29 protein-coding genes are annotated in these 24200 nt (G+C 72.8%); 9 read left to right on the top strand and 20 right to left on the bottom strand.

What is annotated here, in order from left to right; translation table 11 throughout:
• Positions 1–20: 20 nt before the first annotated feature.
• On the top strand, positions 21–1862 hold the full coding sequence (gene lepA, locus DFQ13_RS25220; protein ID WP_035286021.1) for a translation elongation factor 4: 1842 nt from the start codon (positions 21–23) through the stop codon (positions 1860–1862).
• Between the two features lie 39 nt (positions 1863–1901).
• Here lepA and DFQ13_RS25215 read toward each other — a convergent pair whose 3' ends face one another.
• Positions 1902–2297, bottom strand: coding sequence for a DUF3224 domain-containing protein (locus DFQ13_RS25215; RefSeq protein ID WP_110081603.1), 396 nt, complete (start codon positions 2295–2297; stop codon positions 1902–1904).
• Positions 2298–2446: 149 nt separating this feature from the next.
• Between DFQ13_RS25215 and DFQ13_RS25210 the strand changes: the two genes are divergently transcribed.
• Positions 2447–2815, top strand: coding sequence for an MmcQ/YjbR family DNA-binding protein (locus DFQ13_RS25210; protein WP_110081602.1), 369 nt, complete (start codon positions 2447–2449; stop codon positions 2813–2815).
• On the opposite strand, the gene DFQ13_RS25205 is transcribed toward DFQ13_RS25210, so the two are convergent.
• On the bottom strand, positions 2812–3243 hold the full coding sequence (locus DFQ13_RS25205; RefSeq protein ID WP_110081601.1) for an HD domain-containing protein: 432 nt from the start codon (positions 3241–3243) through the stop codon (positions 2812–2814). The two genes, DFQ13_RS25210 and DFQ13_RS25205, sit on opposite strands and share 4 nt — an antisense overlap.
• A gap of 64 nt (positions 3244–3307) precedes the next feature.
• Here DFQ13_RS25205 and DFQ13_RS25200 point away from each other — a divergent pair, with 64 nt between their 5' ends.
• The gene (locus DFQ13_RS25200; protein WP_181400145.1) at positions 3308–4126 is read left to right on the top strand and encodes a TIGR04222 domain-containing membrane protein; all 819 of its coding nucleotides are present in this window, start codon (positions 3308–3310) and stop codon (positions 4124–4126) included.
• 78 nt (positions 4127–4204) lie between these two features.
• Positions 4205–5140, top strand: a complete 936-nt coding sequence (locus tag DFQ13_RS25195) for a TIGR04222 domain-containing membrane protein (RefSeq protein WP_110081599.1) — start codon at positions 4205–4207, stop codon at positions 5138–5140.
• 156 nt (positions 5141–5296) lie between these two features.
• On the opposite strand, the gene DFQ13_RS25190 is transcribed toward DFQ13_RS25195, so the two are convergent.
• The 3 genes from DFQ13_RS25190 to DFQ13_RS25180 are packed head-to-tail and all read right to left on the bottom strand — an operon-like array spanning position 5297 to position 6342.
• A complete protein-coding gene (locus DFQ13_RS25190) occupies positions 5297–5608 on the bottom strand; it encodes a barstar family protein (RefSeq protein ID WP_035286010.1) in 312 nt (103 codons plus the stop codon).
• Positions 5605–6114 (bottom strand): ribonuclease domain-containing protein, encoded by a 510-nt coding sequence (locus DFQ13_RS25185; RefSeq protein WP_110081598.1) that lies wholly within the window; start codon positions 6112–6114, stop codon positions 5605–5607. Before DFQ13_RS25185 ends, DFQ13_RS25190 begins: the two co-directional genes overlap by 4 nt.
• Positions 6115–6123: 9 nt before the next feature.
• Positions 6124–6342: a hypothetical protein gene (locus DFQ13_RS25180; protein WP_035286006.1), complete on the bottom strand. Its 219-nt coding sequence runs from the start codon at positions 6340–6342 to the stop codon at positions 6124–6126.
• A 67-nt stretch (positions 6343–6409) separates the two neighbouring features.
• Between DFQ13_RS25180 and DFQ13_RS25175 the strand changes: the two genes are divergently transcribed.
• Both DFQ13_RS25175 and DFQ13_RS25170 read left to right on the top strand, forming a co-directional pair.
• Positions 6410–7375 carry a zinc-binding dehydrogenase gene (locus DFQ13_RS25175; RefSeq protein ID WP_035286004.1) on the top strand — a complete coding sequence of 322 codons (966 nt, stop codon included), beginning with the start codon at positions 6410–6412 and terminating at the stop codon, positions 7373–7375.
• Positions 7376–7412: 37 nt separating this feature from the next.
• Positions 7413–8468 carry a nitronate monooxygenase gene (locus tag DFQ13_RS25170; RefSeq protein WP_110081597.1) on the top strand — a complete coding sequence of 352 codons (1056 nt, stop codon included), beginning with the start codon at positions 7413–7415 and terminating at the stop codon, positions 8466–8468.
• Between the two features lie 281 nt (positions 8469–8749).
• On the opposite strand, the gene DFQ13_RS25165 is transcribed toward DFQ13_RS25170, so the two are convergent.
• The 12 genes from DFQ13_RS25165 to DFQ13_RS35685 all read right to left on the bottom strand — a co-directional run bounded on the left by DFQ13_RS25165 (position 8750) and on the right by DFQ13_RS35685 (position 18714).
• A complete protein-coding gene (locus DFQ13_RS25165) occupies positions 8750–9517 on the bottom strand; it encodes an enoyl-CoA hydratase-related protein (protein ID WP_110081596.1) in 768 nt (255 codons plus the stop codon).
• A 20-nt stretch (positions 9518–9537) separates the two neighbouring features.
• The gene (locus tag DFQ13_RS25160; protein WP_110081595.1) at positions 9538–9987 is read right to left on the bottom strand and encodes a DUF4396 domain-containing protein; all 450 of its coding nucleotides are present in this window, start codon (positions 9985–9987) and stop codon (positions 9538–9540) included.
• Between the two features lie 129 nt (positions 9988–10116).
• Positions 10117–10848: a sirohydrochlorin chelatase gene (locus DFQ13_RS25155; protein WP_035285996.1), complete on the bottom strand. Its 732-nt coding sequence runs from the start codon at positions 10846–10848 to the stop codon at positions 10117–10119.
• A 10-nt stretch (positions 10849–10858) separates the two neighbouring features.
• Entirely contained in the window at positions 10859–11731 is an 873-nt protein-coding gene (locus tag DFQ13_RS25150; RefSeq protein ID WP_110081594.1) for an ABC transporter permease, read from the bottom strand.
• Positions 11721–12503 (bottom strand): ABC transporter ATP-binding protein, encoded by a 783-nt coding sequence (locus DFQ13_RS25145; protein WP_035285994.1) that lies wholly within the window; start codon positions 12501–12503, stop codon positions 11721–11723. Before DFQ13_RS25145 ends, DFQ13_RS25150 begins: the two co-directional genes overlap by 11 nt.
• Positions 12504–12565: 62 nt before the next feature.
• Positions 12566–13636: an ABC transporter substrate-binding protein gene (locus DFQ13_RS25140; protein ID WP_219994656.1), complete on the bottom strand. Its 1071-nt coding sequence runs from the start codon at positions 13634–13636 to the stop codon at positions 12566–12568.
• Between the two features lie 32 nt (positions 13637–13668).
• A complete protein-coding gene (locus tag DFQ13_RS25135; protein ID WP_110081711.1) occupies positions 13669–15009 on the bottom strand; it encodes a sulfate adenylyltransferase subunit 1 in 1341 nt (446 codons plus the stop codon).
• The gene (cysD, locus tag DFQ13_RS25130; RefSeq protein WP_035285992.1) at positions 15006–15914 is read right to left on the bottom strand and encodes a sulfate adenylyltransferase subunit CysD; all 909 of its coding nucleotides are present in this window, start codon (positions 15912–15914) and stop codon (positions 15006–15008) included. Before cysD ends, DFQ13_RS25135 begins: the two co-directional genes overlap by 4 nt.
• A gap of 7 nt (positions 15915–15921) precedes the next feature.
• On the bottom strand, positions 15922–16620 hold the full coding sequence (locus DFQ13_RS25125) for a phosphoadenylyl-sulfate reductase (protein ID WP_035285990.1): 699 nt from the start codon (positions 16618–16620) through the stop codon (positions 15922–15924).
• Positions 16617–16775, bottom strand: a complete 159-nt coding sequence (locus DFQ13_RS25120) for an Insertion element protein (RefSeq protein WP_110081593.1) — start codon at positions 16773–16775, stop codon at positions 16617–16619. The genes DFQ13_RS25125 and DFQ13_RS25120 overlap by 4 nt, the downstream gene beginning before the upstream one ends.
• Complete coding sequence (locus DFQ13_RS25115) at positions 16772–18466, bottom strand: nitrite/sulfite reductase (RefSeq protein ID WP_035285986.1); 1695 nt, start codon at positions 18464–18466, stop codon at positions 16772–16774. Before DFQ13_RS25115 ends, DFQ13_RS25120 begins: the two co-directional genes overlap by 4 nt.
• A gap of 116 nt (positions 18467–18582) precedes the next feature.
• Complete coding sequence (locus DFQ13_RS35685) at positions 18583–18714, bottom strand: putative leader peptide (RefSeq protein WP_267897667.1); 132 nt, start codon at positions 18712–18714, stop codon at positions 18583–18585.
• A 73-nt stretch (positions 18715–18787) separates the two neighbouring features.
• Here DFQ13_RS35685 and hemW point away from each other — a divergent pair, with 73 nt between their 5' ends.
• The gene (hemW, locus tag DFQ13_RS25105; protein ID WP_233427797.1) at positions 18788–20002 is read left to right on the top strand and encodes a radical SAM family heme chaperone HemW; all 1215 of its coding nucleotides are present in this window, start codon (positions 18788–18790) and stop codon (positions 20000–20002) included.
• 27 nt (positions 20003–20029) lie between these two features.
• Here the strand turns inward: hemW and DFQ13_RS25100 are convergent, their stop codons facing one another.
• Entirely contained in the window at positions 20030–20431 is a 402-nt protein-coding gene (locus DFQ13_RS25100; protein ID WP_035285982.1) for a DUF3052 domain-containing protein, read from the bottom strand.
• An 82-nt stretch (positions 20432–20513) separates the two neighbouring features.
• Entirely contained in the window at positions 20514–21131 is a 618-nt protein-coding gene (locus DFQ13_RS25095; RefSeq protein WP_110081591.1) for a TetR/AcrR family transcriptional regulator, read from the bottom strand.
• A 58-nt stretch (positions 21132–21189) separates the two neighbouring features.
• Here DFQ13_RS25095 and DFQ13_RS25090 point away from each other — a divergent pair, with 58 nt between their 5' ends.
• Positions 21190–22395, top strand: coding sequence for a cytochrome P450 (locus tag DFQ13_RS25090; protein WP_233438573.1), 1206 nt, complete (start codon positions 21190–21192; stop codon positions 22393–22395).
• Positions 22396–22435: 40 nt separating this feature from the next.
• Here DFQ13_RS25090 and DFQ13_RS25085 read toward each other — a convergent pair whose 3' ends face one another.
• Entirely contained in the window at positions 22436–23326 is an 891-nt protein-coding gene (locus DFQ13_RS25085; protein ID WP_035286056.1) for a LysR family transcriptional regulator, read from the bottom strand.
• A gap of 82 nt (positions 23327–23408) precedes the next feature.
• Here DFQ13_RS25085 and DFQ13_RS25080 point away from each other — a divergent pair, with 82 nt between their 5' ends.
• A complete protein-coding gene (locus DFQ13_RS25080; RefSeq protein ID WP_110081709.1) occupies positions 23409–24134 on the top strand; it encodes an SDR family oxidoreductase in 726 nt (241 codons plus the stop codon).
• Positions 24135–24200 lie beyond the last annotated feature (66 nt).

Below are 24200 nucleotides of genomic sequence, written 5' to 3'. Positions count from 1 at the left end.
AGACCATGCGAGGACCTTGAGTGGCTACGTTCGCTGACACGACCTTCACCGCGCCGGAGCGCATCCGGAACTTCTGCATCATCGCCCACATCGACCACGGCAAGTCGACCCTGGCCGACCGGATGCTGCAGATCACCGGTGTCGTCGAGGCGCGGGCCATGCGCGCGCAGTACCTCGACCGGATGGACATCGAGCGCGAGCGCGGCATCACCATCAAGGCGCAGAACGTCCGCCTGCCCTGGGTGGTCGACGGCGACGAGCACGTCCTGCACATGATCGACACCCCCGGGCACGTCGACTTCACCTACGAGGTGTCCCGGGCGCTGGACGCCTGCGAGGGTGCGATCCTGCTGGTCGACGCCGCGCAGGGGATCGAGGCGCAGACGCTGGCCAACCTGTACATGGCCCTCGACCGCGACCTGACCATCATCCCGGTGCTCAACAAGATCGACCTGCCCGCGGCCGACCCGGACAAGTACGCCGCCGAGATCGCGCACATCATCGGCTGCGAGCCCGACGACGTGCTGCGCGTGTCGGCCAAGACCGGCGTGGGGGTCTCCGAGCTGCTCGACAAGGTGGTCGAGCAGGTGCCCGCCCCGGTCGGCGACGCCGACGCCCCCGCCCGGGCGATGATCTTCGACTCGGTCTACGACACCTACCGCGGCGTGGTCACCTACATCCGCGTGGTCGACGGCAGGATCACCCCGCGCGAGCGGATTCGGATGATGTCCACCAACGCCACGCACGAGCTGCTGGAGGTGGGCATCATCTCCCCGGAGCCCAAGGCCAGCAGCGGCCTCGGCGTCGGCGAGGTGGGGTACCTGATCACCGGGGTGAAGGACGTCCGCCAGTCCCGGGTCGGCGACACGGTGACCTCCGAGCGCAAGGGCGCCACCGATGCCCTCGCCGGCTACCGCGAACCGCAGCCGATGGTCTACTCCGGGCTCTACCCGGTGGACGGCTCGGACTACCCGGACCTGCGCGAGGCGCTCGACAAGCTCCAGCTCAACGACGCCGCGCTCACCTACGAGCCGGAGACCTCCGCGGCGCTGGGCTTCGGCTTCCGCTGCGGCTTCCTCGGCCTGCTGCACCTGGAGATCACCCGCGACCGGCTGGAGCGCGAGTTCGGCCTCGACCTGATCTCCACCGCGCCCAACGTGGTGTACCGGGTGGTGCTCGACGACGGCAAGGAGTTGGTCGTCACCAACCCGTCGGACTGGCCGGTCGGCAAGATCGGCGAGGTCTTCGAGCCGGTCGCCAAGTGCACGGTCATCGCCCCGAGCGACTTCGTCGGCACGATCATGGAGCTGTGCCAGGGCAAGCGCGGCCAGCTCGGCGGCATGGACTACCTGTCCGAGGACCGCGTCGAGCTGCGCTACACCATCCCGCTCGGCGAGATCATCTTCGACTTCTTCGACTCGCTCAAGTCGCGCACCCGCGGCTACGCCTCGCTGGACTACGAGGAGTCCGGCGAGCAGGCCTCCGAGCTGGTCAAGGTCGACATCCTGCTGCAGGGCGAGGCGGTGGACGCGTTCAGCGCGATCGTGCACCGCGACTCCGCCTACGGCTACGGCACCCGGATGACCACCAAGCTGCGCGAGCTGATCCCGCGCCAGCAGTTCGAGGTGCCGATCCAGGCCGCGATCGGCGCCAGGGTGATCGCCCGCGAGACCATCCGCGCCATCCGCAAGGACGTGCTCGCCAAGTGCTACGGCGGTGACATCAGCCGCAAGCGCAAGCTGCTGGAGAAGCAGAAGGAGGGCAAGAAGCGGATGAAGATGGTCGGCCGCGTCGAGGTCCCCCAGGAGGCGTTCGTCGCCGCGCTGTCCACCGACGAGCCCACCGGCAAGGGCAAGAAGTGAGCCCGCGGGGAGGCCCGGTCGCGGGCCTCCCCACCCGGCTCAGTCGAACTTGTAGTCGATGGTGAAGTGGTGGGTGTCGCCCACCATGGTGATCACCATCTCGCCGGTCAGGCCCGCCAGCTCACCGGTCGCCGAGTCGGCCACCACGGTGATGTCTATGGCCTGGCGCTCCGGGCTCGCCGTGGCGCTGTGCTGGAGCACGAACGTGCCGGTCCGCCCGTGCAGGGTGCCGGTGATCCGCTCCACGGCGACGTAGGACTGCGAGCCCGCGACCGGGGTCTGCACGGTGAACATGGTGACGACGCTGGTGCCGGTCAGGTCGCCGGTGTAGCTCTTGCGGGCGGTGTTGCGGCCGATGACCGTGCCGTGCTGCTCGTCGCTCTCCTCCGGGCGCCACTCGTCGATGTCGAAGGTTCCGGTCGCCTGCTCGCTCATGTGGGGTCCTCTCCGCGGCTGCTGGTGCGGATTCTGGACCGCCGGGGCGGGCCGGGGAAGCCACTATTGCGCATTCCGCGCGGCCTGTGGACAACCGTTGGACAGCACCGCCCCGGCCCGGGATTCTTGGTCGCGGAAAGGGGAATCCGATGTCCGCAACGCTCGACCGCCTCCGCGCCGTCTGCCTGGCACTGCCCGGCGCCACCGAGAAGCTGAGCCACGGCTCCCCGTCGTGGTTCGTGAAGAAGATGTTCGCCTCGCACACCTTCACCGACGACCGGCACCACGGTGACGGGCGGGAGTCGCTGTGGTGCGCGGCCCCGCCGGGGGCGCAGGAGGAGATGATCGGCCAGGAGCCGGACCGCTTCTACCGCCCGCCGTACGTCGGCCACCGCGGCTGGCTCGGGGTGTACCTCGACGGCCCGGTGGACTGGGACGAGTTATCGGAGGTCCTGGAAGAGGCGTACCGGGTGGTGGCGCCGAAGAAGCTCATCGCCGAACTGGCGGCCCGGCCCTAGTCCGCGCGGCCGTCGAGGTGGGCGAGGGCGGCGGAGTACTTGGCGCGCAGGCGTTCGCGGGTCGGTTCGTCCAATCGGGCCAACCGCGCCGGGGAGGAGTTGTCGGCGATGTCGGCGCGCTTCACGGCGAGGGCGAGCGGGTCGGCGGCGACCCGGTCGAGGTAGTCGGGCTGGGACTCGCCCGGCCGCTTGCTGACGGCCTCGACGGCGGCGACCACCTCCGGCGGGCAGCCCGCGGCCAGCAGGTCGTCCGGGGTGACCGGGGTGTCCTCGACGACGTCGTGCAGCGCGGCGGTCATCTTCTCGTGCTCGCCCTCGACCGCGGCCAGCACGCGCAGCGGGTGAGCGATATAGGGCAGGCCGGACTTGTCGACCTGACCGGCGTGGGCGTCCCTGGCGATCCGGATCGCGTCGTCCACGGTGAACATGGTGAGGACTCTAGAACCGACAGGTGGAGATCGGTACGGTCTCCGCCCTGGGATTGGGGGACGTGTGGAGGACGGAGCACCCTGGGGGATCGGCGCCGGGCAGTTCCTCTGGCTGTACTGGATCGCGTTCGCGCTGGCACTGGTCGTGGTCCTGGCCGTCGCGGCCTACCTCCGGCGGGAGGCGGCGGTGGGCGACGCCGACACCCGGCCGTTGGGCCACTACCACCTCGCCTGGCTCGCCGGTGGCGCGCCGCGGGTCGAGGAGGTCGTGATCGCGGTGCTGCTGGCGTCGGGCCGGGCCCGCATCGATGACCGCGGCGTGCTGGCGCCCCTACCGGGCGCCGAGCCGTCCGACCCGGTGGAGCGCTGGCTGTTCCGGTCGATCGGCACGGGTCGGACGCTGCGCGGCGCGGGCTCGCTGCGGTTCGGGGACAGCCAGGTGGGCCGGGAGCTGGTCGGCGACCTCACCCGGCGCGGCCACCTGCGCCGCGGTGGCGCCGAGTCCCCCGGCCACCAGGGGCACTGGCTGCTCGGCGTGGTCCTGGGTGTCGGGGTGGCGCGGCTGTTCGCCGAACTGGACTGGGAGTGGCAGGTCGGCGTGCTGTCGATCAGCCTGGTGCTCAGCGGGGCCGTCTGGCTCGCGGTCGCGTTCGCCCTGCGGGCGGGGGAGGACCGGCCGTCGGACCGGGGTCGGGCCGCGCTCGCCGCGGTGTCGGTGCGGGTGGCCCAGGTCGAGGACCTGCGGGCCCAGCCCGACTGGCTGCCCGCCGCGGTGGCGGTCGAGGGCATCGCGGCCCACCCGGACCCGGCGGTCGCGGAGCTGGTCGCCGCGCACACCCGACCGGGACCCCTGACTTGGCCGCTGAACGCAACCGGGAGGTGATGCGGATCGTCTGATGTGGAAAGCGCCGCCGGTCGGCCCCGGAGGGGACGGCGGTCGCGCGAACCGGCAGGAGGTCCGATGGAACCGTGGGGCATGACCGGACCGGAGTTCCTCTCCGCGTACTGGGTGGCGGTGCTGGCCGCCTTCGTGATCTCGGTGGTGGCCGCGGTCGTCGGCCGGTCCGGCTCAGGGGGAGGCAGGCCCGACACCGGGCGGCTGGACGAGTACCAGCTCGCCTGGCTGGCGGGTGGGCCGGTGCGGGTCGAGCAGACCGCGATCGCGGGCCTGGTCGCCAGGGACGTCGTGCGGGTCAGCCGCTCCGGCGTGCTCACCCCCAGCCGCGGCGCGACGCGGGCCGACGACCCGGTGCAGGCCCAGGTGCGGCGGCTCCTCGGCAGCTCCCACCGGCTGTCCAAGGCCAAGCCCCTGGGGCTGGCGCAGACCCGGATCGGGCAGGACATGGCCCGCGACCTGGTCGCGCGCGGCTACCTGACCTCCGTCGGGCGGGCGCGGGCGGCCAAGCGGGTGCACTGGCTGTTCGTGTTGATCATGGCTGTCGGGGTGGTGCGACTGGTCAACGGGATCAGCCTGGACCGCCCGGTCGGCAACCTGGTGTTCTCGCTGGTCGGCACGGTCGCCCTCTGGCTGCTCGTCCGCTTCGCCCTGCTCAACATCCGCCAGCGCCCCGCCGCCAAGGGCCGCGCCGCGCTCAACCAGGCCCGGGGGCACACCACCACCCGCCGGGGTTCGATCCCGGAGCCCTCGCCGCTGGGCGCGGGTGCCCTGGTCGGTGCGGCGGTGCTGGCCCCGGTCGCGCTCTACGGGCTCACCGCGTACCCGGACGAGGAACTGAGCCAGGTGTTCGCGATGAACGCCCGGCCCACCGGGGCAGGCGGCGGCGACGGCGGTGGCAGCTCGTACGGCTGCTCGAGTTCGAGCAGCAGTTGCAGCTCCAGCAGCAGCTCGTGCGGGGGCGGCAGTAGCTGCGGTGGTGGTGGCGGGTGCGGGGGCTGACCCCGCTCGGCGGGCTGTGCCTGGCTGGCTGTGCCCGGCTGGATGTGCGCTGATCATGCCCGGTGGGACCTGCCTGGCCGGACCCGCCGAGCGGGGCCAGCTTGGCGGGACCTGCCTGGTTGGAGCCTGGCTGGTTGACCCTTCCGGGTGGGAGGGTCAGTTCTCCGGTGCGACGAGGACGACCTTGAGCGGCCGGTCGCTGTCGGCGGCGCCCTCGACGGCGTCGGCCAGGACCTCGCGGATGCCGCGGTAGCCCGCCGGGTCGGCGGTGGCCAGCACCTCCGGGTGCGTCCACACCAGCACGTGCTCGCCCGCGGGCAGCCACGACAGGTCGGTGAGGCAATCGTAGAGCGCGTCCAGGTTGTGGCCGAACCAGTCGGGGAAGCGCAGCAGCCGGGCCAGCGCGGTCATCATGCCGCGCTTGCTGCGCACCGCGGCACCGTCGAGGCGGTGCTCGGTGGTGGTCATCGGCCGGTGTCCACGGAGACGAACGAGTCGTAGTGGTCCTCGGTGTAGAAGACCTCGCTGCCGGAGCCGGTGATCAGGCGCCGCGCACCGCGGTCTGGGCTGCCCGGAGTGGGCACGGTGTACTCCTTGTAGTAGCCGGAGGCCTGCTTGGGCAGCCTGCCCTCCCGGTTCTGGAAGGTGACGCCGTCGTTGCGCGGGTACGGGAACGGGCCGCCCTTCTCGATCAGCGCCCAGGTCTGCCCCGCCTGCGGTGGCAGCTCCGACAGCGCCCGCACGACCATGCCCTCGACCGCGCGGCCCCTGCTCGGCACCCCCGCCGAGCCCGACCCACTGCCCGACCCACTGTCCGACCCGCTGCCTGACCCGTTGTGCACCCCGGTCGTCGTCGAGCCGGTCGGTGGGGCGGACGTGCTGCCGGAGTCGTCCGCCACCTGGGTCAACCAGCCCAGCAGGACGATCAGGACCAGGCCGACGAGTGCGCCGGTGATGCGTTTGCGGGAACCCACTCGGCCAGCCTACGAATCGGCGTCGGTGCTCGACCGCGACCCCAGCGGTGTCTCCTCCGGGGCGTGCCCGAACCGGGCCGACGCGTAGTCCACCACCCGGTCGATGAGCCACGCCACGACCACGCACAGCGGCAGCAGCACGGCCATGACCAGGGCGAACTGGACCAGGAACGGCGCGCTGCTGAGCCACAGCTCGACGTCGTCCCACCAGTCGGAGAGCCCCTGCACACCACCGAGACTAGACCTGGGCCACTTCCGTGGGGCGGCGGGCGCCGCGCGTCGCTATGTTTCAGGCATGTTCGCTGTCTACGCCGCCGAGCCCAACCCGGACGACCCGCTGGCCTCGCTCACCATCGGTGAGCGGCCCGAGCCGGAGGCGCCCGACGGGTGGGTGCGGGTCACGGTCAAGGCCGCGAGCCTCAACATGCACGACCTGTGGACGCTGCGCGGCGTCGGCATCAAGCCCGAGCGCTTCCCGATGATCCTGGGCTGCGACGGCGCCGGTGTGCTGCCCGACGGCACCGAGGTCGTGCTGCACTCGGTCATCGGCGACCCGGCCTGGAGCGGCGACGAGACCCTCGACCCGACCAGGACCCTGCTCACCGAGAAGCACCAGGGCACCTTCGCCGACACCGTGGTCGTGCCCGCCCGCAACGCACTGCCCAAGCCCCCGGGCCTGAGCTTCGCCGAGGCCGCCTGCCTGGGCACCGCCTGGCTCACCGCCTACCGGATGATCTTCGTGAAGTCGGGGCTGCTGCCCGGCCAGACCATGCTGGTGCAGGGCGCCTCCGGCGGGGTGTCCACCGCGCTGATCGTGCTCGGCAGGGCGGCGGGCCTGCGGGTGTGGGTCACCGGCCGCACCGAGGACAAGCGCGCGCTGGCCACCTCACTCGGCGCCCATCAGGTCTTCGAGTCCGGCGCCCGGCTGCCGGAGAAGGTCGACGGCGTGTTCGAGACCGTCGGCAAGGCCACCTGGTCGCACTCGATGCGCGCCCTCAAGCCCGGCGGCGTCATCGTCGTCTCCGGCTCCACCAGCGGCCCGGACCCCAGCGCCGACCTGCAGCGGCTGTTCTTCCTGCAACTGCGTGTCATCGGTTCCACCATGGGCACCCGCGAGGAACTGGGCGACCTGATCCGGTTCTGCGACATCGCGGGCATCAGGCCGACCATCGGCGCCGAGCTGCCGATGGAGCAGGCCAAGGCGGGCATCGAGGACATGCTGGCGGGCGAGACCGCGGGGAAGATCGTCTTCACCCGCTGACCCGCGCCCGGCGCCCGGGTGCACTAGCGTCGGAGGCATGATCGCCGAGACGCGCATCCCGGTCGTGGTGGCTCCGATGGCGGGTGGGCCCACCACCCCGGAACTGGTGGTGGCGGCGGCGGAGGCGGGGGCGTTCGGCTTCCTCGCCGCGGCCCTGGTCACCCCGGACCGGCTCCGCGCGCTGATCGCCGAGACCCGCCGGGGCACCACCGGCCCCTTCGGGGTCAATATCTTCACCCCCAGCCGCGAGTCCGCCGCCGACGTCGACTCCTACCGCGACCGCGTCCTCGCCGACGCCGAGCGCTACGGGGTCCTCCTCGGCGACCCGGACTGGGACGACGACCACTACGCCGCCAAGGTCGACGTGGTCGTCGAGGAGCGGGTGCCGGTGGTGTCGTTCACCTTCGGCCTCCCCCGCCCGACCGACGTGGAACGCCTCAGGGCGGCGGGCACCCAGGTCGTCATCACCGTGACGACACCTGCGGAAGCCCGGGCTGCGGCGGCAGCGGGCGCCGACGTCCTCTGCGTGCAGGGCCCGGCCGCGGGCGGCCACCGCAGCGTCTTCACCGACGACCCGGCCCACCCCAGCGGCGCCCCCGCCTACGACCTGCTGCCCCTGCTCCGCCTGGTCGCCGCCGAGACCGACCTGCCCCTGATCGCCGCGGGCGGCCTCGTCCACGGCGCCGACATCGCCGCCGTCCTCGCCGCCGGGGCCGTCGCCGCCCAACTGGGCACGGCTTTCCTCCGCAGCCCCGAGGCGGGAACCTCCCGGGCACACCGCACCGCCCTCGCCGCCGCCGACCGCGAGACGACGGTCACCAGGGCCTTCTCCGGTCGCCCCGCCCGGGGCCTGGTCAACCAGTTCATCACCGACCACGGCGCAGCGGCCCCCGCCGCCTACCCCAACGTCAACAACCTCACCAAGCCCCTCCGCGCCGCCTCCACCGCCGCCGACGACCCGGAGTCGATGTCGCTGTGGGCGGGCCAGTCCTACCCCCTGGCCAGGGAAGCACCCACCGCCGAGATCCTGGCGACCCTCATGGCCCAGGCGCGGGAAGCCGTCGCCGCCCTCACCGCCCGCTTCCCGGCCTGACTCCCTGTTCTGCTCGGAGTGCCGGTTCGCCCGGTTCGTCAGCGCGCCTCTGTCCACAACATCGCGACGTCCACAGGATCGCGACTCCGTCCACGAGATCGCGACTTCGCCCACAGGCGACGCGGGGTCCCCCCGATTTCCATTCTATTCGGGGGGACCGACAGAAAAGGTGTGCCGCAGGTGGTTGTCCACAGGGGACGCAGAAGCGACCCGGGGCCCCCGGTGTCAACTTTACCGGTGGGGGTGACGGGAAGTGGTGTGCGCGTGGGGTTGTCCACAGGTCAGGGGACCCAGTTGGCCTTGCGCTTCTGGGTGAAGGCGGTGATGCCCTCTTGGCCTTCCTCGCCCGCGAAGAAGCCCGCCGACAGCGACAGCATCTCGGCGAAGTCCGCCGACATCGTGTCGGCGGGGGTGCGGCGGAGGAGGTCCTTGGTGGCGGCCAGGGCCTTCGGGCCGCCGAGGCTGAGCATGGTGGTGTAGCGGTCGACCTCGTCGTCCAGGGTGGTGAGGGGGACCGCGGAGTTGAGGAGGCCGATGCGGACCGCTCGGGGGGCGTCGAAGGTTTCGCCGGTGAGGAAGAGTTCGTGGGCCGCGCGGGGCAGGAGGCGGGGGAGGACCGTGACCGAGATGACCGCGGGGACGACGCCGATGCGGACCTCGGTGAAGGCGAACGTCGCCGAGTCGGAGGCGATGGCGATGTCGGCGGCGGCCACGATGCCGACGCCGCCCGCGCGGGCCGGGCCCGCCAGGCGGGCCACGACCGGCTTGGGGCTGGTCCAGATCTGCTCGAGGATGGCCGGGAACTCCTGCACGCCCTGCGCCGACGACGAGGCGCCGCCCGCTTCCTTGAGGTCCATGCCGGAGCAGAAGACGGGGCCGGTGTGGTCCAGGACGATGACCCGGACCGCGTCGTCGGCGATCGCCGTGCTCAGGTGGGTCCGCAGGTCCGCCCGCAGGCGCGCGGAGAGCGCGTTGCGGTTGTGCGGGGAGTCCAGGGTGATCCGGGCGATGCCCGCGGACACGTCGTAGTGCACCAGCTCTTCGACCATGGGGTCACCCTAGCCGGGGATCAGTGGTGGTACCGGTGCACGACCGCGTGACCCCTGCCGCGGCTGATCAGCCACCGGTTGACCGGGACCGCGACGGCGAACGCAACGGCCAGGGAGCCCGCCAGCGACGCCCAGAACAGCCAGTCGGCCAGGCCCGCGGTCATCGCGCCGGGGACGGCGACCATGACCAGGTTGTCGACGACCTCCATGGTGGCGATGGACACCGTGTCGGCGGCCAGGGCCACGCCGAACGCCGTGCTCAGGGCCACCCCGGCCGCCAGGACCGAGCGGGCGGTCAGCGCGTAGCCGAACAGGAACGCCAGCGCGACCGACACGGCGACCGTGGTGGCCGTCGACCAGCCCAGGGCGGTGCCCAGCACCATGCCGAGGACCTCGCCGACGGCGCAGCCGGTGAGGCAGTGCAGCGTGGCCGAGACAGCGGTGCGCCAAGTCGAGGTGGAATGCTCCATTCCCCGCTCAACTACCCCCTGGGGGTATCTATTCCGTCCGGGGGATCGGTTCGGCGGGCATTCGCCGACCAGAGGGGTCGCGTGTTCCGACGCCGGGCACCGGGAGCACAACAGCCGGGTGTTGCCCGGTCAGGCCGAGCGGACGCGGACGAGCAGGCTCTCGTCGTAGCGGGCCAGCACCAGGTCGGCCACCTCGACGGCCGCGCCGAGCGGTTCGGCCACCGCCACGACCCCCTCGACCTCCGCCGCCCGGGCCGCCACCCGGTCCGGCAGCAGGCCGGGCGCCAGGAAGTACGACGCCACCGCGATCCGCCGCGCGCCGCGGGCCCGCAGCGCCGCCGCGGCCGCGGCGACCCCCGGTTCGGCCGTGGCGAACGCCACCCGCACCCCCGCCCACCCGAGCCGCGCCGACCAGCGGCGGGCGATCTCGTGCACCCGCGCGTTCGCGGGCGCGTGCGAGGACCCGGTGGCCGCCAGCACCACCCCCAGCGACGGGTCCCCCGGCCGCACCCCGGCCTCGGCGAGCCTGCGCAGCACCGCCGCCTCCAGCCGGTCGTCCGGGCCCAGCACGTCGGTCACGGTCACCGACAGCCGCGGCCGGTCGCGCTCGGCCTCGGCGACCAGGCCCGGCAGGTCGACCCGCGCGTGGAACGCCCGCCCCAGCAGCAGGGGGGCCACCACGACGGGCCCGTGCAGCGTCGCCAGGACGTCGGAGAGCAGCGGGGCGGACAGGTCCAGGAACGCGGTCCGCACGTCCAGCCCGGGCCGTCGCGCGCGCACGACCGCCACCAGCTCGGCCACCGCGGCGGCGGAGCGGGGGTCGCGGCTGCCGTGCGCCACGGCGACCAGGGGGGTGTTCACCGCCGGTCCCTCACAGCGACCCGGACAGGCCGCGGGCGCGCAGCACGGCCCGCTCCAGCGGCCGGAACAGCAGCAGTTCGATGCCCACGCCCACCAGGAAGATCAGCAGGATGCCCGCCATCACCATCGACATGTCCGACAGCGACATGCCGTTGTGCAGGTACTGCCCCAGGCCGAAGCCGAGCTGCGGGGAGGTCGCGATCAGCTCGGCGGCCATCAGCGACCGCCAGGAGAACGCCCACCCCTGCTTGAGCCCCGCCAGGTACCCGGGCAGGGCGGCGGGCAGCAGGATGTAGCGGGCCGCGTCGACCCGGCCCGCGCCGAGCACCTTGCCCACCCGGGGCAGGATCGGCGGGATCTGGTCGATGCCCGCCACCAGCCCGTTCGCGATGGAGGGCACCGCGCCCAGCAGGACCACCGTGTAGATGGCCGCGTCGGTGGTGCCGAACCACAGCACGGCGGCGGGCACCCAGGCCACCGACGGCAGGCTCTGCAGGCCGGAGATGACCGGGCCGATCGCCGCCCGCACGATCGCCACCTTGGCCAGCAGCAGGCCCAGCGGCGTCGCCACGGCCAGCGAGATCAGGAAGCCGATGATCGCCCGGTGCACCGAGACCCAGAGGAATTCCCACACCTGGCCGGTCTGGGTGACCTTCCAGACCTGGTCCCACACGGCGATCGGGGCGGGCAACTGGTACTCCGGCCAGATCGCCGCCGCCCACAGCGCCTGCCACACCGCGACGAACAGCACCAGCGCGCCGACGGGGGCGAGCACCGACCGGACCAGCCCGGTGCGCCTGCGCGGCTGCTCGGGCGGGGCGTCGAGCGCGTCGAGGCCCTCGACGGCGTGGTCGGCCACCGGGGCCGTCGCCTCAGGCGGCATGGCTGCTGATCACCTCGCGCAGGCGCCCGTTGATCTCCTCGGTGACCAGGGCGCCCTCCGGGGCGTCGAGGTCGGCCACGGCCCACTCCTGCACCACCCGGCCCGGCTTCGACGACAGCAGCACCACCCGCTGCCCCAGCCGCACCGCCTCGCGCACGTCGTGGGTGACGAACACGACCGCGGTGCCGGTGGCCTGCCACACCCGCAGCAGCTCGCTCTGCAGGAAGTCGCGGGTGATGGCGTCGAGGGCGGAGAACGGCTCGTCCATCAGCAGCAGCGCGGCGCCGTCGCCCTCGCGGTTGAGCGCCGAGGCCAGCGCCCTGGCCAGCGCGACCCGCTGGCGCATCCCGCCGGACAGCTCGTGCGGGCGCTTGTCGCCCGCCCCGGAGAGGCGGACCAGGTCCAGCAGTTCGGCCGCGCGGGTCTCCCGCTCGGCCTTCTTCACCCCGGCCAGCCGCAGCGGCAGCTCCACGTTGCGCGCGGCGGTCAGCCACGGCATCAGCGCGGCCTCCTGGAACATCACCGCGGGCCGGGAGGTGGACAGCTCGATCGTGCCCGCGCTGGGCTGGTCCAGGCCCGCGATCAGGTTGAGCACGGTGGTCTTGCCGCAGCCGGAGGCGCCGAGGAGGCAGACGAACTCGCCGGGCGCGACCCGCAGGTCGATCCCGTCGAGCGCGGTCACCGCGCGGGTGCCCTGCCCGAAGGTCTTGCGGACCCCGGTGAGCCGCACGGCGGTGTCGGTCCCGCGGTGCGTGGGGAGCGTGGCGGTCATCGTGTCGCCTGCCTTCCTCGGTCGTCCTGTGTCACGGGCTTCAGCGTCAACGGGGCTTCGGCTTACTTCTTGTCCAGACCGGCGGCGTCCGCCTCCGGTTTGCCCGCGGCCTTGAGGACGGTGTTGAGCGCGCCGAGGTCGAAGAAGCCGCCCAGCCCGGTCTCCTCGGTGGCGACGCCCGCGGTGACGGCGTCCTTCGCCAGCCGCGGGTAGGTCGCGGCGAGCGGGTCGGTGTCCAGGCTGATCGAGGTGAACGCGCGGTCGATGACGGCGGCGTTGAGGCCCTTGCCGGTCAACGCCTCCAGTTGCTTGTTCACCGCGAGCTTGGCGTCCGCGCTGTCACTGCCCGCGTAGGCGTTGGCGGTCAGCAGCCCGCGCAGCAGCGCCTGCACCGTCTGCGGGTGCTCCTTGAGGTACTGGGTGCGCACCAGCAGGGTCGTGGTCGGGAACTTGCCGTCGGCCCACAGCTCCTTCTCATCGAGCAGGACCTTCGCGCCCGCGTCGAGCACCAGCCGCGACGACCACGGCTCGGGCAGCCACGCGGCCTGCACCTCGCCCTTCTTGAACGCGTCGAGGGTCTGGGCGTTCTCCCGGTTGGTGACCTGCACCCTGTCCTTGAGGCCCTTGTCGACGAGCCACTTCTTCAGCGCCACGTCCTGGGTGTTGCCCAGGGCCGGGGTCACCACGGTCTTGCCGACGAGGTCCTCGGGCTTGGTGATGTCGGCCGAGGTGACGAGCTGCGCGCCCGCCGACGTGCCGCCCGCCACCAGCCGCACGGCCTCGCCGTCGGACTTGGCGAAGGCGTTGATGGCCGGGCCGGAGCCGATGAAGCCCGCGTCGAGCGAACCACCGAGGAACGCCGCCACCTCGGTGGGACCGTCGTTGAACTTCGTCGGGACCAGCTTGGTGCCGCCCAGTTCCTTTGCGAAGAAGCCCTTCTCCAGGCCGATCAGCGCGGAGGCGTGCGTGACGTTGGGGAAGTAGCCCAGCCGCAGCTCGGCCGCCGGGCCCTGGTCGGTCGCGGTGTCCGAGGCCGAGGTGTCACCGCGGTCGGCGCGGGAGCACCCGGCGACCAGGGACGCTAAGGACAGGGCGGCGATGCCGGCTGCGAAGGCGCGGCGGGTGCTTCTCACGGTGGTGGGCCTTTCGGGGATCTGCGGGGGGTTCAGGGACCGGGGGAGACGAGGTCTGCGGCTGTGGTGGCGGCCTCTCCGCCGCCGGTACAGCCGCTCCCGGTCTCCAGTTCGGGGAGCGGTGCCCCGACCAGGCCCGCCGCCAGGGTCGACCCGTCGGCGGGGTCGATCACCAGGAAGGCGCCGGTGCGCCGGTTGAGGGCGTAGTCGTCGACCGGCAGGGGCTCGGCGGTGCGGATGGTGACGCGGCCGATCTCGTTGAGCGCCAACGACTCCGGGTCCGGCACGCTCAGCAGCCGCTGCTCGTCGAAGCGGGCGCTGAGCCCGCCGACGAGCGCGGGCACCGTCCGCGCGCCGTGCTTGACCAGCACGCGGGCGCCGGGGCGCAGCGGCTTGTCCGACAGCCACGCCACGGTCGCGCCGAACTCGTCGGCGCTGATCGGGGCGTCGGCCGAGGGGGCGATCAGGTCGCCGCGGCTGATGTCGATCTCGTCGGCCAGCACCAGGGTCACCGACCGGCCCGCCTCGGCCTCGGGCAGCGGACCGCCCGGGGTGTCGATGCGCGCCACGGTGGTGCGCAGGCCCGCGGGCAGCGCCACGACCTCGTCGCCGACGCGGACCGTGCCCGCCGCCACCTGGCCCGCGTAGCCGCGGTAGTCGGGGAACTCGGGGGTGTTGGTGCGGATGACGTACTGCACCGGGAAGCGGAACGGCACGTCGTGCGGGTCCGGCTCCACCGGGACGGTCTCCAGGTGCTCCAGCAGCGTCGGCCCGGCGTACCAGGGGGTGTGCGCGGAGCGGTCCACCACGTTGTCGCCGACCAGCGCCGACACCGGGATCGACAGCACCGAGCCCAGCGGGTAGCCCAGGGCGGTGGCGTGCTCGGCGAACTCGGCGGCGATGGCCTCGAACACCGCCTCGTCGTAGCCGACCAGGTCCACCTTGTTCACCGCCAGCACCAGCCGCGGCACGCCCAGCAGCGCCAGCACCGCGGCGTGGCGGCGGGTCTGCTCCAGCACGCCCTTGCGCGCGTCGACCAGCAGCACCGCAAGCTGCGCGGTGGAGGCGCCGGTGACGGTGTTGCGGGTGTACTGCACGTGCCCGGGGGTGTCGGCCAGGACGAACGAGCGGTTCGGGGTGGCGAAGTAGCGGTAGGCGACATCGATGGTGATGCCCTGCTCGCGCTCCGAGCGCAGGCCGTCCACCAGCAGCGACAGGTCGGGGGTGCTCAGTCCCTTGTCGACGCTGGCGCGGTGCACCGCGTCGAGGGTGTCGGCGAGCACGGACTTGGTGTCGTAGAGCAGGCGGCCCACCAGGGTGGACTTGCCGTCGTCGACGCTTCCGGCGGTCGCCAGGCGCAACAGGTCCATCAGAAGTAGCCCTCCCGCTTGCGGTCTTCCATGGCCGCCTCCGACATCCGGTCGTCGGCGCGGGTCGCGCCGCGCTCGGTGAGCCTGCTGGCCGACACCTCGGCGATGACGGTGTCGATGTCGGCGGCGTCGGACACGACGGCGCCGGTGCAGGACCCGTCGCCGACCGTGCGGTAGCGCACGGTCAGCTCCCGGACCGGTTCGTCGGCCCGGGGACCGAACCACGGGCCCGCGGTCAACCACATGCCGTCGCGCTGGAACACCTCGCGGCGGTGTGCGTAGTAGATGGACGGCAGCTCGATCGCCTCGCGCTTGATGTAGCGCCAGACGTCGAGTTCGGTCCAGTTCGACAGCGGGAACACGCGGACATGTTCGCCGGGGCGGTGCCTGCCGTTATAGAGGTTCCACAGTTCGGGACGCTGGCGCCGCGGGTCCCACTGGCCGAAGGAATTGCGTAGGCTGAAAATTCTTTCCTTCGCCCGGGCGCGCTCCTCGTCGCGGCGCCCGCCGCCGAACACCGCGTCGAACCTGTTGCCGGTGATCGAGTCGAGCAGCGGCGTGGTCTGCAACGGGTTGCGGGTGCCGTCCGCGCGCTCCTCCAGCCGCCCGTCGTCGATGTAGTCCTGCACGCTCGCCACCACCAGGCGCAGGCCGTGGCGCTCGACGGTGCGGTCGCGGAACTCGATGACCTCGGCGAGGTTGTGCCCGGTGTCCACGTGCAGCAGCGGGAACGGCACCGGCGCGGGCCAGAACGCCTTGATCGCCAGGTGCAGCAGCACCGTGGAGTCCTTGCCGCCGGAGAACAGGATCACCGGCCGGTCGAACTCGCCCGCGACCTCGCGGAAGATGTGGATCGCCTCGGACTCCAACCGGTCCAGGGAATCGAGCCGTGTCTGTGTGCTGGTCATTCCCGCCTCACCCGTGCAATCCGCACTCGGTCTTGCTCTGCCCGGCCCACCGGCCGCTGCGCGCGTCCTGCCCCGGCAGCGGCTTCGCCGTGCACGGCGCGCAGCCGATGGACAGGTAACCCGTGCTCACCAACGGGTTCTCCAGGATCGCGTTCTCGGCGATGAAGCCGTTGAACTCGTCGTCGGACCAGGCCGCGATCGGGTTGACCTTCACCAACCCGTTGCGGTCGTCCCACTGCACGATCGGCGTGTTCGCCCGGGTGGGCGCGTCCACCCGGCGCACCCCGGTCACCCACGCGTCGTAGCGCGACAGCGTCTCCCGCAGCGGCACCACCTTGCGCAGGAAGCAGCACTGGCCGGGGTCGGTCTTGTTCAGCGGCCCGAACTCCGCCTCCTGCTCGGCCACGGACTGCGCGGCCTCGGCGTTCACGATCCGCAGCTCCGGGTAGACCGCCTCCACCGCGTCGCGGGTGCCGATGGTCTCGGCGAAGTGGTAGCCCGTCTGCAGGAACAGCACGTCGATGTCGCGCTTGTGCTGGTAGGCCAGGTGGACCAGCACCGCGTCCTGCATGTTGGAGGCGACGATGAACCGGTCGCCGAACGTCTGCGTGGTCCACGCAAGCGCTTCCGCGGCGCTCGCCCCGGCCAGCTCGTGCTCGGCCCGTTCGGCCAGCGCGCGCAGGTCCTTCGTGTCGGTGGTGGTCACTGACCGGCCTCCTTGCTCAGGTTCAGTCCGAGGAACTCCACCGTGAACACCCGGCGGCACCCGGCGCACAGCCAGGCCGAGCGCGGTTCCTCCTGCGGCCGAAGGTCTTCTTCGCCGCAGTACGGGCAGTGGAACGGGGTTGCCCGCCCGCTCACCTCAGGGCGCCGTCGTCGGCGCGGGCGACCCACTGGGCGAACCGCTCGTCCGGCTCGCGCCCGGCGACGAAGTTGCGCACGACCCGCTCGACGTAGTCGGGCAGCTCGTCGCCGGTCACCTTGTGCCCGCGCAGCTTGCGGCCGAACCCGGTGTCGAGGCCGAGGCCGCCGCCGAGGTGCACCTGGAAGCCCTCGACCTGGTTGCCCGCGTCGTCGGTGACGATCTGGCCCTTGAGGCCGATGTCGGCGGTCTGGATGCGGGCGCAGGAGTTGGGGCAGCCGTTGATGTGCACCGCGAGCGGCGCCAGCGACTGGGTGTCGGTGACGTCCTTGAGCCGGGTCTCCAGCTTGGTCACCAGGTCCAGCGCGCGGCCCTTGGTCTCCACGATCGCCAGCTTGCAGAACTCGATGCCGGTGCAGGCCATCACCCCGCGCCGCCACGGCGAGGGGTCCGTGTGCAGGCCGAGGTCGGCGAGCGCGGCCTGGAGCGCGGGCACCTCGGCCTCGGGCACGTCCAGCACCACCAGCTTCTGCAGCGGGGTGAACCGCACCCGCCGCGACCCGGCCCGCTCGGCCGCCGCCGCGACCTCCAGCAGCGTCGTCCCGGACACCCGGCCCGCGACCGGCGCGGCGCCGACGTAGAACAGGCCGTCCTTCTGCCGGTGCACGCCCACGTGGTCGTACGGGGTGGCGGGGACCTCCGGGGCGGGGCCGTCGATCAGCTTGCGCCCCAGGTACTTCTCCTCCATGACCTCGCGGAACTTCTCCACGCCCCAGTCCTTGACCAGGAACTTGATGCGCGCGCGGTGGCGCAGCCGCCGGTAGCCGTAGTCGCGGAAGACGCCGATGACGGCGCCGTAGACGTCGGCGACCTCGTCCAGCGGCACCCACGCGCCCAGGCGCTGACCGATCATCGGGTTGGTCGAGAGGCCGCCGCCGACCCAGACGTCGAAGCCGGGGCCGTGCTCGGGGTGGACCACGCCGACGAAGGCGACGTCGTGGATCTCGTGCGCCACGTCCGGCAGCCCGGACACCGCCGACTTGAACTTGCGCGGCAGGTTGGCGAACTCCGGGTTGCCGATGAACCGGCGCTTGATCTCGTCGACGGCCGGGCTGCCGTCGAGCACCTCGGCCTCGGCGATCCCGGCGACCGGTGAGCCCAGGATCACCCGGGGGCTGTCGCCGCAGGCCTCCATGGTGGTCATGCCCGCGCCCTCGAGCCTGGCCCAGATGGTCGGCATGTCCTCGACGCGAATCCAGTGGTACTGGATGTTCTGCCGGTCGGTGATGTCGGCGGTGTCGCGCGCGTAGTCCTTGGACAGCTCACCGAGGACGCGCAGTTGGTCGGTGGTGACCGCGCCGCCGTCGGTGCGCACGCGCAGCATGAAGTACTCGTCGTCGAGCTCCTCGGGTTCGAGGGTGGCCGTGCGGCCGCCGTCGATCCCGGGCTTGCGCTGGGTGTAGAGGCCGTACCAGCGGAACCGGCCGCGCAGGTCGCCCGGGTCGATGCTGTCGAACCCGTTGTGCGCGTAGATGTTCTCGATCCGCTCGCGCACGTTCAGCGGGTTGTCGTCCCTCTTGGACCGTTCGTTCGGGTTCAGCGGCTCGCGGTAGCCGAGGGCCCATTGGCCCTCACCGCGACGGGTTTGTGCTCGCTTGCCGGCACTGGCCGGCGGTGTGGTGGGAGACACCGGGCTTGTCCTCCGGGGTCGGGGCGCGCGCGCCCGCTGACGAATCCCGGTGTGTGCCTGGGATCACGCAGCCTGCGCGCCGACGCCTGCTGAACGCGAACTGGGGCGACGACAGGTCAGGTGGCCCGGCACAGCGCGCTGGACACGCGACGCAGGTCCACGTGGCGGCGGACCACCAGGAAGACCTCAGTCGCTGACATGTCCTCAGCGTGCCACGCGTCCACGGTGTGGTCCACAGTCATCCGCATGCTGGGACGGCGCACGATGTGCTTGCGCCGAGGCGGCCGAAACCGCACGTCGCGCCCTGCGATGATGGGTGTCGTGCCCTCCGCTCCCCCCGACGGCGACCCCGCCCCGCCCGACGGCGCGCTCCCGCCCGCCGCCCTCGCCGGACTGGGCGCCCGGCCCTTCGGCGTCTACGTCCACGTGCCGTTCTGCGCGACCCGCTGCGGCTACTGCGACTTCAACACCTACACCCCCGGTGAGCTGGGGACTTCCGCCTCGCCCGCCTCCTGGATGGAGGGTCTGCGGCGCGAGCTGGAGCTGGCCGCGACGATCTTGGGCAGCCCGCCGCGTGCGGAGACCGTCTTCGTCGGCGGTGGCACACCGTCACTGCTCGGTGCCGCAGGGTTGTCTCAGGTCCTGGACGCGATCCGCGCCACTTTCGGGCTCGCCGACGGCGCGGAGGTCACCACCGAGTCCAATCCGGAGTCCACCTCGCCCGCCTTCTTCGCCGGGCTGCGTGACGCGGGATACACCCGGGTGTCGCTGGGGATGCAGTCCGCCGCCCGGCACGTGCTGACCGTGCTCGACCGCACGCACACCCCCGGCCGCGCCGTCGCCGCCGCCCGCGAGGCGCGCGCGGAGGGCATCGCCCACGTCAACCTCGACCTGATCTACGGCACCCCCGGCGAACGCCCGGAGGACCTCGCGGCGTCGTTGGAGGCGGTGCTGGAGTCCGGTGTCGACCACGTGTCGGCCTACGCGCTGATCGTCGAGGAGGGCACCGCGCTGGCCCGCCGCATCCGCCGCGGCGAGCTGCCCGCCCCGGACGACGACGTGCTGGCCGACCGCTACGAGCAGGTCGACGCGGCCCTGGGGGCCGCGGGCCTGCGCTGGTACGAGGTCTCCAACTGGGCCGCCGACGCGGAGGCCCGCTGCGCGCACAACATGCTCTACTGGCGCGGCGGCGACTGGTGGGGCGCGGGCCCCGGCGCGCACAGCCACGTCGGCGGGGTGCGCTGGTGGAACGCCAAGCACCCGGCCAGGTACGCGGAGCTGCTGGCGGGCGGGCTGTCCCCGGCGCTGGGCCGCGAAGTCCTCACCGCCGACGACCGCCGCGTCGAGCGCGTGCTGCTGGAGCTGAGGCTCGCCGACGGGCTGCCGGTCGCCGCGCTGGACGCGGCCGCGACCGAGGAGGCGAGGGTGGCCGCCGTCGACGGCCTCCTCGACCCCACCGCCCTCGCCGGGGGCCGCTGCGTGCTCACCGACCGGGGCAGGCTGCTCGCCGACGCGGTGGTGCGCAGGCTGACCTGATCCGGCCGGGGCCGGGTGCGGGGGTCCTCAGTGCCTGCCCGCGGCCAGCTTGGTGCCGGACCAGTCGGGCCCGGCGGCGACGGACTTCATCGCGTTGAACCCGGCGGTGTCCGCGGCCTCGGTGATGTCGCCGGGCTCGACGTAGCCGTCCCGGCCCACCTTGGGCGTCAACAGCCACACGGTGCCGCCCTCGACCAGCCGGGAGCCCGCGTCGACCAGGGTGTCGGTCAGGTCGCCGTCGTCCTCGCGGAACCAGAGCAGGACCACGTCGGCCTCCTCGTCGGAGTCCTCGTCGAGCAATTCCTGCCCGGTCACCTCCTCCACGGAGTCGCGCAGGGCGGCGTCGGTGTCGTCGTCGAAGCCGATCTCCAGGGCCTGCTGGTCCCGGGTGAAGCCCAGGCGTTCGGCCAGGGCGCGTTCGTCGCTCATGGGTCCTTTCTCCTGGACGCGCCGTTCGCGTCCGAGTCGAGGGTAGCCACCGGGCGCGGCCCGGGTGACCACGACGGGCCGATCACACCGGGTCGGCGGCGGAGCGCAGGCCGACGAGCAGCCTGCGGGCGACCTCGGCGTAGTCCGCGCGCAGCGCGGAGCGCTCCGCCGGGTCCGCCTCGGCCAAGCCCAGCCCGGCCGCGCCCAGCGCCCAGAAGACGACCCGGGTGGCGGGCCCCAGCGGCAACGGGTCGATCTCCCCGTCGCCGACCAGGTCGCGCAGGATCTCCTCGATCTGACCGTAGGCGTACTTCTGCTCGGTGGCCTGCCAGGCCCGCCAGCCCAGGGCGACCGGCCCCTCCTGCCAGACGACCCGGCTGTAGACCGGGTCCATGCACCGGTCGAGGAACGCCTCCAGCGCGGCCACCGCCCCCGCCCAGGGCGAGTCGGCGCCCGCGCGGGCGCGCACGATCTGCTCGAACGCCGCGGCGGCCAGTTCCTCCATCACCGCCTCGAACAGGGCCCTCTTGTTGCCGAAGTGGTGGTAGACCGCGCCCCGGGTGGCCCGGATGTCGGCGGCGACGTCTTCCAGGGCCGTCGCGGAGTAGCCCTCGGTGGCGAACCTGGTGGTGGCGGCGGCGATGAGCGCCGCGCGCGTCGCGTCGGAGTACTGCTCCCGCCGACTCTTGACATCCGACATACGCTGAGACCCTACTGACATACACGGTGTATGTGACCAACACAAAGTAGGTGAATTGGTGACCACCGCACTGTTCAACCCGTTCGCCCCCGGTTTCGCGGAGGACCCGTACCCGCACTACCGCGAGCTGCGCGACCAGGACCCGGTCCAGGATCACCCGATGGGGTTCTGGCTGGTGTCGCGGCACAGCGACGTCACCGCCCTGCTGCGGGCCGACCTGTCCGTCGAGCAGCGCAACGTCGTGCCGCACCCGGTGCGCGACGCCATGCGCGAGGCCGCGGGCGGGGTCGACTTCCGCGCGGGCGGCATGTCCATGCTCGACCGCGACCCGCCCGACCACACCCGGCTGCGCGGCCTGGTGCAGAAGGTCTTCACCCCCCGGGCGATCGGCGCCCTGGAACCCCGCATCACCGAACTGGTCGACACCGCCCTGGACGGGCTCGCCGCCGACGGCGGGGGCGACCTGGTCGAGGCGCTGGCCTTCCCGCTGCCGTTCACCGTGATCAACGACATGCTCGGGATGCCGCTCACCGACGCCCCCCGGTTGCGCGAGCTGACCGGCCTGCTGGTGCGCTCACTGGAACCGATGGCCGACCCCGAGCTGGCCAAGCGCGTCGGCGAGGCCGACCGCGAGCTGTGCGAGCTGACCGCCGAGGCCATCGAGCACAAGCGCGCCCACCCCGGCGACGACCTGCTCACCGCGCTGATCCGGGCCGAGCACGGCGGCTGGGTCCTCAGCCCGGACGAGCTGGTGGCCCAGGTGGTCCTGCTCTACGTCGCGGGCCACGAGACCACCGTCAACCTGATCTCCAACGGCGCCGTCGCCCTCCTGCGCCACCCCGCCCAGCACGCCGCGCTCAAGGCCGACCCCGGGCTGGTCGGCAACGCGGTGGAGGAGATGCTGCGCTACGACAGCCCGGTCCAGTCCAGCAGGCGGGTCACCCTCCGCCCGGCCGAGGTGGGCGGCCGGGAGATCCCCGCGGGCACCTTCGCCATCGCCAGCCTCGCCTCCGCCAACCGCGACGAGCGCTTCTGGGGCCCCGACGCCGACGAGTTCCGCGTGGACCGCCCCAACGCCCGCCACCACGTGTCCTTCGGCGCGGGCCCCCACCACTGCCTGGGCGCGGCCCTGGCCCGCCTGGAGGGCCGGGTGGCCTTCGACCGCCTCGTCCGCCGCTTCCCCGACCTCGCCCTGGCCGGGGATGTCACCTGGAACGGCCGGATCAACCTGCGCGGCGCCACCTCGGTGCCGGTTTCCCTCTGAGCACCTGTCCCCGGTCCGGGGCGTTCGCCGGTGGGTCGGATCACCGACCCGGCACCCCCCGGCTCCTGACCGCGTCCTGGTCGGACTGCGGCCAGAGCCCGGTCGCCAACCGCACCAGGTCGGCGACCGGGCGGGAGCGGCTCATCGACGGCCACGCGATCACCGTGGTCACGGGTTGGCCGTCGACGACCGGGACGGTGGCCAGGTCGTGGGTGAAGTCGCTGCGGCAGGACTCCGGGAGCACCACCGCGCCCCGGCCCAGCGCGATCAACTGGTAGAGCTGGGTCAGGTTCCGGATCTCCACGCCGGGGCCGTCGGGGTAGGTCCCGTCGACCCGGGGCCAGCGGGCCAGCGGCAGGTCGGTCCGGGCGTCGATCTCGGACATGTGCAGCCGGGTGCGCCGGGCCAGGGGGTGGGAGGTGGGCAGGACGAGCACCTGGCCCTCGGTCAGCAACGGCTCGACCTCGAAGCCCGCCGTGGCGTCGAAGGGCAGGTGCAGCAGGGCGACGTCGGCCTCGCCGCCGCGCAGCCGGGCCTCCTGCTGGTGGGCGTCGCCGAGGAGGAGGTCGACCGGCACGGAGCCGGGCTCGCCCGCGTAGGCGTCGAGCAGCTTGGCCAGCAGTTCGCCGGTGGTCCCGGCCTTGACCGAGAGCGTGATCCGCGGTTGCTCGGCGGCGGCCTGGCGGGTGCGGCGCTCGGCGGCGGCCAGCGCGCCGAGGATCGGCCTGCTCTCGGCCAGCAGCGCCGCGCCCGCGCCGGTCAGCGCGACCCGGCGGCTGGTGCGCTCCAGCAGCGCGACGCCGAGCCGCTGCTCGAGCCGGGAGATCGCCCGCGACAGCGGTGGCTGGGCGATGCCCAACCGGTCGGCGGCCCGGCCGAAGTGCAACTCCTCGGCGACGGCGACGAAGTAGCGCAGCTCGCGCGTGTCCACGTCCACGACGATACCCCTGGGGTATCGAAGGCCCACTCCGGCGGTGTTGGTCCGATGACGATCGGTGAGCACCATGGATGGCGTGGAAGAACAGAAGATCGCGCTGGTCACCGGCGCCAACAAGGGGATCGGGTACGAGATCGCGGCCGGGCTCGGCGCGCGCGGGTTCACCGTCGGTGTCGGCGCGCGGGACACCGGGCGGCGCGAGGAAGCGGTGGCGCGGCTGCGCGCGGCCGGGGTGGACGCGTTCGGCGTGCCGCTGGACGTCACCGACGACGCGTCGGTCACCGCCGCCGCGGCGCTGCTCGCCGAGCGGGGCGGCCTCGACGTGCTGGTCAACAACGCCGCCACCGCCGGGGCGTGGCCCATGCCCGCCACCGCGGCCGACATCGACGTGCTGCGCTCCGGCGTCGAGACCAACGTCTACGGGGTCGTCCGGGTCACCAACGCCGTGCTGCCGCTGCTGCGCCGCTCCCCGTCACCGCGCGTCGTCAACCTGTCGAGCAGCGTCGGCTCGCTGACCTTCCAGGCCACGGGCCGCGAGGACGGCACCGGCCCGGCGGACACCGCCTACTCACCCACCAAGACCTACCTCAACGCCATCACCCTGCAGTACGTGCGGGAGCTGGCGGGCACCGGCATCCTGATCAACAACGTCTGCCCCGGCTACGTGGCCACCGACCTCAACGGCCACGCGGGTCACCGCACGCCGCGGCAGGGCGCGGCCATCGCCGTGGAGATGGCCACCATCCCCGACGACGGCCCGACCGGGACCTACGTCGACGAGAACGGCCCGATCCCGTGGTGACGACCCCGGGTGCCCGCCCCTGATCCGGCGGCGTCGACCACCCGGCGGCAGCAGGGGAGGGGACAA

This window comes from Actinokineospora spheciospongiae, assembly GCF_003182415.1.
GTDB lineage: Bacteria > Actinomycetota > Actinomycetes > Mycobacteriales > Pseudonocardiaceae > Actinokineospora > Actinokineospora spheciospongiae.
Note: the sequence above shows the minus strand (reverse complement) of the source record. Positions and strands in the feature narration are given on the sequence as shown.